Raw genomic sequence first — 12,909 nt, 5'->3', positions numbered from 1 at the left:
TCCTACCGGGCCGTGAGGTGGTCGATCTTCCAGTGGCCGCCCACCAGATGGGCGGACACCGACAGCTGGGCCGCCGCGGTGGTCGGCTCGGCGCCCGCGCGCTGCGCGGTCTGGTCGAGGAAGACCAGCAGCCGGGCCCGGTCACCGGTGAGCGAGACGACCGCGGCGCGCACCACCCGGGTGCTCAGCGTCAGCTGCTGGCCCGCGACCTGGTCGCGGATCTGCGCGAAGAGTTTCTGGTACTGCGAGGCCGCCGCGCCCTCCAGGGTGTCGCGCGCGGCCTGCTCGGTGGACTGCGTGTCGGTGGGCGTGTACGCGAAGATGCGGCCGAGCGCGTTGCTGATCTCGCCGGTGAGCCGGCTGGTCGCCTCGGTGTCGGTGAGGGCGTGGTTGCGGGCGGCGGCCGGGGACTTCAACTGCTGGGCGGCATAGCCGAATCCGCCGCCGGTGAGCAGCAGGGCGGCGATCACGGCCACGGCGGCGGCCCGCCGCGGATCGCGCCGTACGGCCGCGGGCAGCCGCGGGCGGACACGCCACCAGGGGCGGCGGGCCTCACCCGCGCCGCCGTCCGGGTCCGCCTCCGGCTCCGTGTCCGCCTCCGTGTCCGCCTCCGGCTCCGTGTCGGGCAGGGCAGCGGCGGCCTCGTCCTCCCGCTCCCCGGAATCCGGTGCCGCGTCCTGCGCGGCCTTCTGCTCGGTCGTCGTCACCTTGCCTCGTCCTCCGCTCTCAACTCGCCCCGACCGGTACCGCGGTGAGCGCGGTGAGCTTCCAGCCGTCCCCGGTGCGCGACAGGCCCGCCTCGAAACGCTTGCGGTCGGTGGTGGCCGTGCCCGACGCCGGGGTGACCCGGACCTCGACGGTGGCGATGAGCTTCGCCGTACCCGCCCGGGTGTCCAGCTCGGTGACCGCCGCGTCGGTGACCTTGCCCCGGGTGGAGGTGCCGGACTGCTCGACGGTCGTGGTGTCGGCGGCGTGCGTGCTGCTCAGCCGGTCGTGCAGCGGTCCGGTGGTCGCCGCGAGCCACCGTGTGAGGTCGTCGGCGGCGTGCGCGGCGTCCACGGTGTTGAGCCGGGCGATGTCGCTCGTGCCGTCCGCGAGGGCGGCGTCCCGCGCCTTGCCGTAGCTCAGTGACCCGTCGCCGCTGGTGTCCGCGTACGACCACACCCCCAGCGCGCACACCACGGCCGCGACCGTCCAGGCCACCGCCCACACGGCCTTCCCCGGCCGTCTGCGCAGCGCCCGCAGCAGCCCCCGCGGCGACGGCAGCACGAGCACGTACGTCCGGTCCGCCGCGGCCACCTCCGCCGTCTCCGGCTCGGCGGCCGGATCGACAGCCGGATCGCCCGGCTCGACGGCCGGCTCGTCCGACTCGACCGGTTCCGCCTGCTCCTTCGTCATGTCCCGCTTCATCCCGTCACCCCCAGCAGTCCGGCCATCGTGGTCGGCCCGCCCGGGGGCAGCGCGGGCAGCGCGAGCGCCCCCGGCAGCTGCGGGCCCATGGTCGTCGTGGCGGGCGCGAGGGTGCCCGTGCTCGTGGCCGTCGCCGTCCCCGTGTTCGTCGGCAGCACCGAGCCGGGCTCGGCGGGCTTCGGGACGGCGCCGCTCCCCGGCGCGTGCGCCGAGCCCCGGACGTCGATGCCGCTGGAGGCGGGCGAGGTGCAGCGGGCCGCGGTGTTGAAGGCGGTCTTCGGGGTGCCGGTGTCCAGCCCGGTGCGGTAGGTCGTACCGCCGTAGCCGGAGGTGCAGGGCAGCGGGGAGAAGAAGGTGACGGCCTGCCCGAAGTGCATGCCGCTCGCGTCGACCGACGACGATCCGGCGGCGACCACGGCGGGCACGGTCACCAGGTACTCCTCGATGCCGCTCTGCCGGGTGACGGCGATGTCGGAGGTGGTGAGCAGGTTGGCGAGGACCACGCTGAGCTGCGGTCCGACGTCCCGCAGCAGCGCGCTGACCTGGGTGGCGGCGTCGGGCGCGGTGGTGATGAGGCGGCGCAGGTCGGCGTCGGAGGTGTTGAGCTGGGCGGCGAGCTGGTTGGCGCTGTCCGCGAAGGAGCGGATGGCGTCGCCCTCGTCGGCCTGGGTCTTCAGCACGGTCTGCCCGTCGACGATGAGCTGGGTGTCGGTGGGCAGGTTGGTGTCGGCCGCGTCGATGAAGTGGCCGCTGGTGTCCAGCAGCGACTGGAGGTTGTCGGCCTGCCCGTTGAAGACGAGCCCGAATTCGTCGACGACGGTGCGCAGCGACTCGAGCGGCACGGAGGCGGCGAGGTCGTTGACGCTGGTGAGGAGGTTGGTGACGGGTGCGGGGATCTCGGCGTTCGCCTGGTCGACGCGGGAGCCGTCGTGCAGGTAGGGGCCGTCGTCGGTGCTGGGCCGGAGGTCGATGTACTGCTCGCCGACCGCCGACAGGCTCGCGACGACGGCCTTGAGGTGCTGCGGGATGCGCGGCGCGCTCTTGTTGATGCGCAGCTTCGCCTCGACGCCGTCCGAGGTGAGCGAGATGGGCCCGACCCGGCCCACCGACACACCCCGGTAGGTGACGTCGGAGTGCTCGAACAGGCCGCCGGTCGCGGGCAGTTCGACGGTCACGGTGTAGTAGCCGCGCAGTCCGACATAGCGCCCGAGGTCGGCGTAGTTGACGCCGAGGTAGCCGAGCACGAGCACGGCGACGACCAGGAAGGCGATGTTCTTGGTGACGGTGGCCTTGGTGAGCATCAGCGCCCCCTCGTCGTGGTGGTGACCGAGGGCAGCGGCAGCGGCAGCAGCGGCTGGACCTTGCCGGCCTTGCCCTTCTTCGCGGCCTCGGGCGTCGGCGGGTACGTCGGGGGGTAGGAGTTGTCCTTCTCCTCCAGGAGCGAGGTCAGCGAGGTGCCGGGGGCCGCGGTGAGGTCGAGGTAGACGTTGAGGTAGTCGCCCTTGACGCCGCTGAGCACCTCGTCGGTGAACGGGTACGTGAGCATCACCTGCAGCGAGTCGGGCAGGTCCTGACCGGAGTCGGCGAGCCGTTGCAGGGTGGGGGCGAGGGCCTTGAAGTCGGCGACCATGTCGTCCTTGCTGCGGTTGACGGTGTCCACGGCGACGCCGGAGAGGGTGTCGAGGGCCTGGAGCATCGTCACGAGGGAGCCGCGCTGCTCGTCCAGCACCTTCAGGCCGGGGCTGAGGCCGTCCAGCACGGTGCCGATCTTGGTGTCGCGGGCGGCGAGGGTGGCGGAGAGCTGGTTGACCCCGTCGAGGGCGGAGGTGATGTCGGCCTTGTGCGCGTCGAGGTCGCTCACCAGCGTGTCGACCTGGGTGAGCATGTCGCGCACCTGGGGCTCGTTGCCGGTGAGTGCCTTGCTCAGCTCGGTGTTGATGGTCTTGAGCTGCTGCACCCCGCCGCCGTTGAGGACCATCGACAGGGCGCCGAAGACCTCTTCGATCTCCGGGTTGCGGTTGGTGTGCGACACCGGGATGACCGGGCCGCCGCGCAGGGTGCCGGTGGCGGCCTCGTTCTTGGGCGGCGCGGAGAGCTGGATGTACTTCTCGCCGAGCAGGCTGGACTGCTCCAGGTGCGCGTAGGCGTTGGCGGGGAGCTGCACCTTGCCGTTGACCTTCATGGTGACCAGCGCGGACCAGCCGTCGGAGGCCACTTTGACGGAGGTGACGCGGCCCACGGCGACGTCGTTGACGCGGACCGACGCCTGCGGCACCAGGTCGAGGACGTCCGCGAACTGCGCCCTGACGGTGTAGGGGTTGCTGCCGAGGTTCGCGCCGCCGGGCAGCGGCAGGCTCTGCACCCCGCCGACCGAGCAGCCGGTGAGGGCCAGCCCGAGCAGCGCCGCGGCCGCGGCGCCGCGCGTCGTACGGCGTCGGCTCATCGCGCGGCCCCCTCGGTCGTGGTCGTGCCGGTGACGGGGAAGGGCAGCGGGAGGTCCGTGGCGGGCGACTTCGTGCGGGCCGCGGAGGTGGACGACGCGGGGTGCGTGCCGCCGCCCAGGCTCAGTTCGTTGATGTCCGTGCGGCCGTCGATGGTGCGGGTGCCCGGGTTGTAGGCGCCCAGCAGGTTGTCGGCGGCCAGCGGTGCGGTGTCGAGGAGTTCGGCGAGCGAGGCCCGCTGGTCGACCAGGGTCTGGGTGATCGGCTGGAGCTGGTCGATGCTGGTCTTGAGGCGTCCGCGGTTGGTGTCGATGAAGCTCTTGACCTGTCCGAGGGCGGTGGCCAGCGTGGAGAGCGCGGCGCCGAGGTCCTCCTTGTCGGCGGCCAGGAAGCCGGTGACGGTGGAGAGCTGGTCGGCGGCGGCCTTCACCTTGCCGTCGTTGTTCTTCAGCATCGTGGTGAAGGACTGAAGGTAGGCCAGGGTCGAGAACAGGTCGCCGCTGTGCGCGTCGAGCGTCTTGGAGGCCTGGCCGAGCTGGGTGATGCTGTCGCCGATCGCCTTGCCGTTGCCGTCGAGGTTGTCGGCGCCGACGGTGAGCAGCTCGGACAGCGCCCCGGTGGTGTTGGCGCCGTTGGGGCCGAGGGCGTCGCTGAGCTGGGTGACGCTGGTGTAGAGCTGGTCGATCTCGACGGGCGTCGCGGTGTGCGCGGCGGTGATGACGGCGTGGTCGGCGAGCTGCGGGCCGCCGGTGTACGCGGGGGTGAGCTGGACGTAGCGGTCGGCGACGACGCTGGGGGCGACGATGACGGCCCCGGCGTCCGCGGGCACCTTGACGCCGTGGTCGAGCCGCAGGCTCACCTCGACCTGCTTGCCCTTGGGCCGCACGGCTTCGACGGTGCCGACCTTCACCCCGAGGATGCGCAGGTCGGAGCCCTTGTAGACGCCCACCGTGCGGTCGAAGTAGGCCGTCACATGCTTGCCGTCGGGCCCGCCGAAGGCGACGAAGCCCGCCGTCACGGCCCCGGCGGCGACGATCGCGAGGACGACCACGGTCACGATCACCCGCCGGGGCAGCCGTGGCCGCCGCACCTCGGGGAGGGTCAGCCGCGGGCGCGGGATCCTCATTTCGCTCCTCCCGTCGCCTTGGGCGGGATGCAGCCGTCGGTGGGCGGCGGCGTGCCTGCCGGCAGGTAGCTGTCGGGCAGCAGCCCGCACAGGTAGTTGTCGAACCAGTGCCCGTTGCCGATCGTGTTGCCGATGACCCGGTAGTAGGGCCCGGCCAGCGCGAGCGCCTGGTCGAGGCTGGTCTGGTTGGTGAGCAGCACGGTCGTGACCCGGTCGAGCGCGTCGAGGGTGGGGCCGAGCTGCTTGTCGTTGTCGGCGACCAGGCCGCTGAGCTGGGTGCTCAGGTCCTGGGTGCCGGTGAGCAGGCTGTGGATGGCGCTGCGCCGCTTCTCGATCTCGCCGAGCAGCAGGTCGCCGTCCGAGATGAGGGTCTGGAAGTGCCCGTTCTGGTCGGACAGCGTCTGGGTGAGCTGCTTGCTGCCGGTGAGCAGCTGGGCGAGCTGGGCGTCGCGGCTGGAGATGGTCTGCGACAGCGCGGACAGCCCGGTGGCGGCGCTGTGCACCGAGCCGGGGGTGTCCTTGAAGGTGTCGGAGATCGTCTGGAAGCTGGTCGCGAGCTGCTGGGTGTCGATGGCCCCGAGCGTCTTGCCGAGCCCGTCGAAGGCCTGCGTGACGTCGTACGGGGAGGTGGTGCGGCTCTTGGGGATGCGCTGGTGCGGGTCCTGCTCGCGGCTGCCGAGCGGGTCGACGGCGAGGTACTTCTCGCCGAGCAGCGTCTTGATGCCGATCGCCGCGGTGCTGGCGTCACCGATCCAGGTGTGCCGGACCTTGAAGGTGACCTTGACCTTGGCGCCGTCCAGCGACACCCCCGTCACCTTGCCGACCTTGACGCCCGCGACGCGTACCTCGTTGCCCGGCCGCAGCCCGGCGGCCTCGGTGAAGTCGGCGGAGTAGCTGGTGCCGCCGCCGATGTAGGGCAGCGCGTCGGCGTTGTAGGCCAGCAGCCCGACGAGGGCGAGCACGAGCAGCCCGACGGCCCCGACGGCGACCGGGTTGCGGTCGCGCAGCGGCTTGAAGAGCGGCCTGCCGCGGTCGGCGCGGGCCCGTCCGAACCTGAGTCCCGGACGCCTCATCACCGGCACCTCGCTTCGCTGATCGCTATCCCGGTCGGCGGGGTGCTGCCGTCGGTGGTGGTCACGCCGTTCACGGTCGCCTGGCACAGGTAGAGGTTGAGCCAGGAGCCGTAGGAGGCGGCGCGGCCGAGGGCCTGGAACTTCTTCGGGGCGTTGGTGAGGAAGGACTGGATCTGCGGGGTGGCGTCGCCGAGGTTGGACGACAGCCGGCCGAGCTGGTCGATGGACTCCTTGAGCGGTGCGCGCCCCTGTGTGAGCAGTCCGGCGGTGCTGTTGGTGAGCTGCGAGATCGCGGTGATGGACTGCCCGATGGGCTCGCGGTCGCCGGAGAAGCCGGTGACGAGCTGCTGGAGGGTGTCGACGAGGTCGTTGAAGTTGGCCTCACGGGTGTTGACGGTGCTCAGCACGGTGTTGAGGTTGTCGATGACCTGGCCGATCACCTGGTCCTTGGCCGCCAGCGTGGTCGTCAGCGAGCCGATGGAGCCGATGAGCGAGTCGACGGTGCCGCCCTCGCCCTGGAGGACCTGGATGATCTCGCCGGACAGCTGGTTGACCTCGGGCGGCGACAGGCCCTCGAACAGCGGCTGGAAGCCGGCGAAGAGCTGGGTGAGGTCGAGTGCCGGGGTGGTGTGGTCCAGTTGCACGGTCTGGCCCGGCTCCAGCGTCTCGCCGACGGGGCCGGTGCCCTGGGCGAGGTCGATGTAGCGCTGGCCGACGAGGTTGAGGTACTTGATCGTCAGCGTCGCGGACTTCGGCAGCGTCCGCTCGCGCTGCACCGAGAAGTGCACCTTGGCCAGGTTGTGCCGGTAGACCGACACCGAGTCGACGGTGCCGACCTTGACGCCCGCGATCCGTACGCTGTCGCCGGACATCAGCCCGGTGGTGTCGGTGAACAGGGCGTTGTAGCCGTAGGTGTCGCCGACGCCCCCGCCCGCGATGCTGATCGCGAGGACGGCGGTGGCCAGCGAGGTGACCAGGATGAAGATGATCGACTTGACGATCGGCCCGGTCAGGCTGCGGCGCTTCACCGGACGGTCACCTCCGCTCCGCGGAAGACCGGCCCGGTCAGCAGGCTGCTCCAGTCCGGCAGCGCGCTCGGGGCGGTCTGCGTGCCCGGCGCGAGGAGTTCGTTGATCAGCTCGTTCTCCTGCGGGGAGTTGGCCAGCGGGGTGGTGCCCTTGCCGCCGGTGTAGGGGACGGCGTAGCACTTCGGGCCGCCGCTCTTGCCGTAGACCGGGGTGTCCTTGCCGGGCAGGTACTTGCCGCGGGAGGCCACGGTGGTGAGGTTCACGTGCAGGCCGGGCTGCCCGGTGCCCTTGCCGAGCGCCTTGTCCATGACGGGCACGAAGTCGGCGAGGGTGCGGAAGGTGCACGGGAAGGACGGCGAGTACTTCGCCAGCAGGCCCAGGGTGCCGCGGCTGTCGGCGCTGAGCCGGATGATGTTGGGGCTGTTCTGCTGGAGGTAGGTGGTGACGTCCTGGGCGGTGCCGGTGGCGGTGCCGTACAGGGTGTCGAGGTTGGCGCGCTCGGCGGCGATCGTGCTGGAGGTGCGCGTGAAGTCGGTGAGGGCCTGTACGAGGTCCGGCGCCGCGTCGTCGTAGACATGGCTGACGGTCACGAGCTGCTTGATGTCGTCGGTGAGCGCGGGCAGTTCGGGGTTGAGCTTGCGCAGGTAGCCGTCGAGCTGGACGAGGGTGGTGCCGAGCTGGGCGCCGCGGCCGTCGAGGGCGGTCGCCACGGCGTTGAGGGTCGCGGCGAGCTTCTGCGGCTGGACGGCGGTGAGCAGCGGCAGGACGTTGTCGAGCACCTGCTGCAGCTCGATCGCGTCCTTCGAGCGGTCCTGCTCGATGGTGCTGCTCGCCCGGAGCGACGGCCCGCCGGACCGGGCGCCCTCGGGCGGCACGAGCGCGACGTAGCGGGCGCCGAACAGCGTGGTGGGCAGCATCTGCGCGGTGACGCCCGCGGGGATGCGGCGCAGCTGGTCGCGGTCGATGGCGAGCGTCAGCCGGGCGCCCTGGCCGTCGGCGTGGATGGAGCTGACCCGGCCGACGACGACCCCGCGGACCTTGACGTCGGCGCCGGGGTGCATCTCGTTGCCGACGCTGCCGGTCATGACGGTGACGGTCGCGTCGTCGCTGAAGTCCTTGTCGTAGACGGCGACCGCGAGCCACGCCAGCAGCGCGGGCACGAGCAGGAAGACGATCCCGGCGGTGCGCCGCCCGGCCTTGCCGGGGTCGCCCCGGCGGCGGCGCGCGGGGGGCGGCGGGGGGGCGGGGGTACGGGTCTCGGTGGTGGTCATCCGGCCACCCGCACGGTGGTGGTGGCGCCCCACAGCGCCAGCGACAGGAAGAAGTCGGTCACCGCGATGATCACGATGGCGTTGCGCACCGACCGGCCGACCGCGATGCCGACCCCGGCGGGCCCGCCCTTGGCGGTGTAGCCGTAGTAGCAGTGCGCGAGGATCACGATGACGCTGAAGATCAGCACCTTCAGGGTGGACAGCAGCACGTCGGTGGGCGACAGGAAGATGCCGAAGTAGTGGTCGTAGGTGCCCGGTGACTGGCCGTTGAAGAAGACGGTCACCGCGCGCGAGGCCGCGTAGGAGCTGAGCAGCCCGACGCCGTACAGCGGCACGATCGCGACGACCCCGGCGATGATGCGGGTGCTGACCAGGTACGGCATGGAGCGGATGCCCATGCCCTCCAGGGCGTCGACCTCCTCGTTGATCCGCATCGCGCCGAGCTGGGCGGTGAAGCCGGCCCCGACGGTCGCGGACAGCGCGAGGCCGGCGACGAGCGGCGCGATCTCGCGGGTGTTGAAGTAGGCGGAGATGAAGCCGGTGAAGGCGGCGGTGCCGAGCTGGTTCATCGCCGCGTAGCCCTGGAGGCCGACGACGGTGCCGGTGGCGAGGGTCATGCCGATCATCACGCCGACGGTGCCGCCGATGACGCCGAGCCCGCCGCTGCCGAACGCGACCTCGGCGAGCAGGCGCTGCACCTCCTTGAGGTAGCGGCGCAGGGTGCGCGGGATCCACAGCACCGCGCGGACGTGGAAGATGAAGTGGTCACCGGTCTCGTCCAGCCAGCGCAGCGGGCGGTCCAGGAGTGCCATGGGTCAGGCCCCCTTCTGCGGGACGAGCTGCAGGTAGATCGCGGTCAGCACGACGTTGACGACGAACAGCAGCAGGAAGGTGATGACCACGGACTGGTTGACCGCGTCGCCGACGCCCTTGGGCCCGCCGCGCGGGTGCAGGCCCCGGTAGGCGGCGACGATGCCGGCGATGAAGCCGAAGACCAGCGCCTTGATCTCGCTGATGTAGAGGTCGGGCAGCTGGGCGAGCGAGGAGAAGCTCGACAGGTAGGCGCCCGGGGTGCCGTGCTGGACGATGACGTTGAAGAAGTAGCCGCCGGCCGTGCCGACCACCGACACCAGGCCGTTGAGCAGCACCGCGACGAGCATCGTGGCGAGCACCCGCGGCACGATCAGCCGCTGCACCGGTGAGACGCCCATGACCTCCATGGCGTCGAGTTCCTCGCGGATCTTGCGCGAGCCGAGGTCGGCGCAGATCGCGCTGCCGCCCGCGCCCGCGATCAGCAGCGCCACGATGATCGGGCTGGCCTGCTGGATCACCGCGAGCACGCTCGCGCCGCCGGTGAAGGACTGGGCGCCGAGCTGCTGGGTGAGCGAGCCCACCTGGAGCGCGATGACCGCGCCGAACGGGATCGACACCAGCGCGGCGGGCAGGATCGTCACGCTCGCCACGAACCAGAACTGCTCGATCAGCTCACGGACCTGGAAGGGCCGCCGGAAGGTGTCCCGGACCGTGGTGGCGGCCAGCGTCATCAGCTGGCCGGTCTGCCGCAGCGCGCCCGTACCGGGGAAGGACCGGCGTTCGGCCGGCTCGCGCAGCCGCACGGGTGCGCTCATGCCGGCTCCCCCTGCACCGGTGCCAGCCCCGACTGCACGGCGGCGCGGGCCGCGGCCGGCAGCTGGTCCCACATCGCGAGCAGCCGCGCCCGGCGCCGCTGCACCGCCTGCCGCGGCGGCAGTCCGGGGCTCGGCTCCAGTTGCGGGGCGAGCGCACCGGGCGCGGGCGGCAGGGCGGCCGCGCCCGACCCCTGCTCCAGCGCGAGTGTCGCCTCGTCCTTCTCCTCCGCCATGCCGATCGGGCCCTCGCGGCGGCCGCTGAGGAACTGCCGTACGACCGGCATGTCGCTGGTCAGCAGCAGTTCGCGCGGCCCGAACGCGACGAGTTCGCGGCGGAAGAGCATGCCCATGTTGTCCGGCACGGTCGCGGCGATGTCGAGGTTGTGGGTGACGATGAGCATCGTCGCGTCGATCTGCGCGTTGAGGTCGATGAGCAGCTGCGAGATGTAGGAGGTGCGCACCGGGTCCAGGCCGGAGTCCGGCTCGTCGCACAGGATGATCTGCGGGTCCAGGACGAGCGCGCGGGCGAGCCCGGCGCGTTTGCGCATGCCGCCGGAGATCTCGCCGGGGAGTTTGCCCTCGGAGCCGACCAGGCCGACCATGTCCATCCGCTCCATGACGATGCGGCGGATCTCCGACTCCTTCTTGCGGGTGTGCTCGCGCAGCGGGAAGGCGATGTTGTCGAAGAGGTTCATGGAGCCGAAGAGGGCGCCGTCCTGGAACATCAGGCCGAAGAGCCTGCGGGTGGCGTAGATCTCCCGCTCGGGTCCGTTGACCATGTCCACGCCGTTGACGAGGACGCGGCCGCGCTCCGGTTTGAGCAGTCCGATGACGGACTTCAGGAAGACGGTCTTGCCGGTGCCCGACGGGCCCAGCATGACGCTGACCTCGCCGGGCGGCAGTGTGAGCGTCACGTCCTGCCAGACGTTCTGCTTGCCGAAGGACTTGGTGAGGCCCTCGACGGTCACTTCGATTCCCATGGCACCGCTCTCCTCCAATGGCTCAGCGGCAGGACGTTGCGTTCGGTTGACATGTCGGGGCCGCTCAGCGGTGCGGCGGTGTCGGGTACTGGATCTCGGGCTCGCAGTTCAGGAGGGCGCTGGGGATGCACAGCGGCCCCTGCATGAAGTTGAGCGAGTTGTCCGGGCCGGAGATCGACGCGGTGAGCAGCGCGTCCACGTCGTCCCCGTGCGCGGTGCAGCCGGTGAACGGCGGGATGGTGAGCTGGTCCTGGTGCAGCGGGCCGCCGACGATCTCGTTGTAGTCCGAGGGCCGGGTGACACCGTCGTGGCCCTTGTACGTGTAGTCGGTGCCGACCAGATGGAGGTCCAGGGGCCTGACGGTGTGGCAGTTCGCACCGACGTCCAGGGGCGTGCCGTTGACCTTGATGTCGCTCAGCCGCAGGTCCAGCTTGCCGTAGACGTCGGTGTAGGTGATGTAGTCGTCGCCGCTGCTGCCGGCGATGATCAGCGTCAGCGGGGCGAGCTGGGTCATCGTCATCATGGCGGTGGTGGGCATGAACCCGAAGGTCAGGAAGGTCGACTTGGCCGGCGGCAGGTCCAGCGTGACGATGCTGTCCAGCTCCAGGTAGATCGAGCCGTCCGGCTGGAAGCCGAACCAGGTGCCCACCTGGGTGACGTTGGTCATCGCCGGGTGGTCGTCGAGGTCGTTGACGGTCGCCGCGCCCTTGAGCTTGCCGACGTTGGACAGCCCGGTCAGGAAGGTGCACTCGGCCTGCCGCTGGTCCGGTGGGAGCACGATGGGGTTGGCGCCCTCCGGGCGGGGCACGGCGTCCAGGATCGCCTGGTCCGGTTCGCCGGCCGGTGGCGGCGGGCAGTCCGAGATGCCGGAGTGCGGGGGCGCGGCCACTTCCAGGGTGCCCTTGTGGCTCGTGGCCGCGGGGCTCTCGCCCGCGCCCGCGGAGGCGGCCGTTCCCGAGGACGGGTCCGGCGCCGCCGGGCCGGTGCCGGTCGGAGTGCCGGTGGCGGACTGCCCGGGGCCCGCCGCCCCGGACACCGCGACCTCGCCGAGCAGGGTGGCCTGGCCGTCCTTCGGGGTGCAGGCCGCGGTGACGCCGCCGGTGGTCGTGCCCGCGGCCGGGGTGACGGTGGCGTCGGCGTCGGCCGCGGCGGATCCGGCCGATTCCGCGGTGGTCCCGGAGCCGGAGTCCTGCGGCGGGGAGTCGGTCGCGGAGCCGGAGGGCGGTGCGGTGGGGTCGGCCAGGGCGGCGATCGCCAGGTCCAGCCGTCCGGCGTCGAAGCGTACGGTCCCCGGCGCGGTGGCCGTGACCGCGGTCGCGTCGCCGGTGAAGGTCAGGTCCAGCCCGTCGGTCGCGGGCGCGGCCGCGGCGCGCAGCCCCGGCCAGGGGGCGTCCGCGCCCGACGGCCCCTGCGTGACGCGGGCGGTGAGCGAGGCGGTGGCGGTGGCCGACGTGGCGCCGGCGGGCAGCACCGCGTCGGCGGCCTTCTTGTCGAGCGCCACCTCGACGGTCAGCGCGCCGGGCCGGAAGCTCTTTCCGGCCACGGCGCTCGCCGGGTAGGTCTGCTGGACGGTGACGGTGGCGTCCTGCGTCACGGTCGCGCCGCCGTCCGTCCCGCTCCCGGTGCCGAACGCGCAGGTGTAGGCGATCTCGACGGCGGTGTCGGGGCCGGAGGCAGCGGAGGGGGTGCCGGGCAGCATCCCGGCGAGTACGGCGACCGACGCGGTGGCAGCCGTCAGCACCACCCTGCGCGGGTTCACGGCACCTCGCATCAACGGACTCCTCTGGCTGGCGCGTCGGCGACGCACGGACATTACGGGCGGGTAATAAGGCCGTACAAGTGATCGACGAGGCCGAATTCGACGGGATCCCGCGCGGGCCGCTTTCTTGTCAACCGGTGACAAAGCGGAATCCCGAACTTGTCACCGGACGAGTACCGGACGCCCCGGAGGG

Annotated in this window: 12 protein-coding genes; all 12 read right to left on the bottom strand. The window is 71.7% G+C overall.

The genetic code is table 11. From position 1 onward, the window contains the following. Nucleotides 1-2: 2 nt before the first annotated feature. The 12 genes from ACWERV_RS01850 to ACWERV_RS01795 all read right to left on the bottom strand — a co-directional run bounded on the left by ACWERV_RS01850 (nucleotide 3) and on the right by ACWERV_RS01795 (nucleotide 12,728). Nucleotides 3-707, bottom strand: a complete 705-nt coding sequence (locus ACWERV_RS01850; RefSeq protein ID WP_452927454.1) for a hypothetical protein — start codon at nucleotides 705-707, stop codon at nucleotides 3-5. 19 nt (nucleotides 708-726) lie between these two features. Continuing rightward, on the bottom strand, nucleotides 727-1,236 hold the full coding sequence (locus ACWERV_RS01845; RefSeq protein ID WP_452927605.1) for a hypothetical protein: 510 nt from the start codon (nucleotides 1,234-1,236) through the stop codon (nucleotides 727-729). A 170-nt stretch (nucleotides 1,237-1,406) separates the two neighbouring features. Continuing rightward, complete coding sequence (locus tag ACWERV_RS01840; RefSeq protein WP_452927451.1) at nucleotides 1,407-2,711, bottom strand: MCE family protein; 1,305 nt, start codon at nucleotides 2,709-2,711, stop codon at nucleotides 1,407-1,409. Further along, nucleotides 2,711-3,853, bottom strand: a complete 1,143-nt coding sequence (locus ACWERV_RS01835) for an MCE family protein (RefSeq protein ID WP_452927448.1) — start codon at nucleotides 3,851-3,853, stop codon at nucleotides 2,711-2,713. Before ACWERV_RS01835 ends, ACWERV_RS01840 begins: the two co-directional genes overlap by 1 nt. Beyond that, nucleotides 3,850-4,977, bottom strand: coding sequence for an MCE family protein (locus ACWERV_RS01830; RefSeq protein ID WP_452927445.1), 1,128 nt, complete (start codon nucleotides 4,975-4,977; stop codon nucleotides 3,850-3,852). Before ACWERV_RS01830 ends, ACWERV_RS01835 begins: the two co-directional genes overlap by 4 nt. Continuing rightward, nucleotides 4,974-6,050 (bottom strand): MCE family protein, encoded by a 1,077-nt coding sequence (locus tag ACWERV_RS01825; protein ID WP_452927442.1) that lies wholly within the window; start codon nucleotides 6,048-6,050, stop codon nucleotides 4,974-4,976. The genes ACWERV_RS01830 and ACWERV_RS01825 overlap by 4 nt, the downstream gene beginning before the upstream one ends. Next, entirely contained in the window at nucleotides 6,050-7,078 is a 1,029-nt protein-coding gene (locus ACWERV_RS01820) for an MCE family protein (RefSeq protein ID WP_452927439.1), read from the bottom strand. The genes ACWERV_RS01825 and ACWERV_RS01820 overlap by 1 nt, the downstream gene beginning before the upstream one ends. Next, complete coding sequence (locus tag ACWERV_RS01815) at nucleotides 7,075-8,349, bottom strand: MCE family protein (protein WP_452927436.1); 1,275 nt, start codon at nucleotides 8,347-8,349, stop codon at nucleotides 7,075-7,077. Before ACWERV_RS01815 ends, ACWERV_RS01820 begins: the two co-directional genes overlap by 4 nt. Then, nucleotides 8,346-9,161, bottom strand: a complete 816-nt coding sequence (locus tag ACWERV_RS01810) for an MlaE family ABC transporter permease (protein ID WP_452927434.1) — start codon at nucleotides 9,159-9,161, stop codon at nucleotides 8,346-8,348. Before ACWERV_RS01810 ends, ACWERV_RS01815 begins: the two co-directional genes overlap by 4 nt. Before the next feature lie 3 nt (nucleotides 9,162-9,164). Next, nucleotides 9,165-9,977, bottom strand: a complete 813-nt coding sequence (locus ACWERV_RS01805) for an MlaE family ABC transporter permease (protein WP_398187926.1) — start codon at nucleotides 9,975-9,977, stop codon at nucleotides 9,165-9,167. Next, on the bottom strand, nucleotides 9,974-10,957 hold the full coding sequence (locus tag ACWERV_RS01800) for an ABC transporter ATP-binding protein (RefSeq protein WP_452927431.1): 984 nt from the start codon (nucleotides 10,955-10,957) through the stop codon (nucleotides 9,974-9,976). Before ACWERV_RS01800 ends, ACWERV_RS01805 begins: the two co-directional genes overlap by 4 nt. 64 nt (nucleotides 10,958-11,021) lie before the next feature. Then, entirely contained in the window at nucleotides 11,022-12,728 is a 1,707-nt protein-coding gene (locus tag ACWERV_RS01795; protein ID WP_452927428.1) for a DUF6801 domain-containing protein, read from the bottom strand. Nucleotides 12,729-12,909: the final 181 nt, after the last annotated feature.

The organism is Streptomyces sp. NPDC004031, from assembly GCF_053604375.1.
Note: the sequence above shows the minus strand (reverse complement) of the source record. Positions and strands in the feature narration are given on the sequence as shown.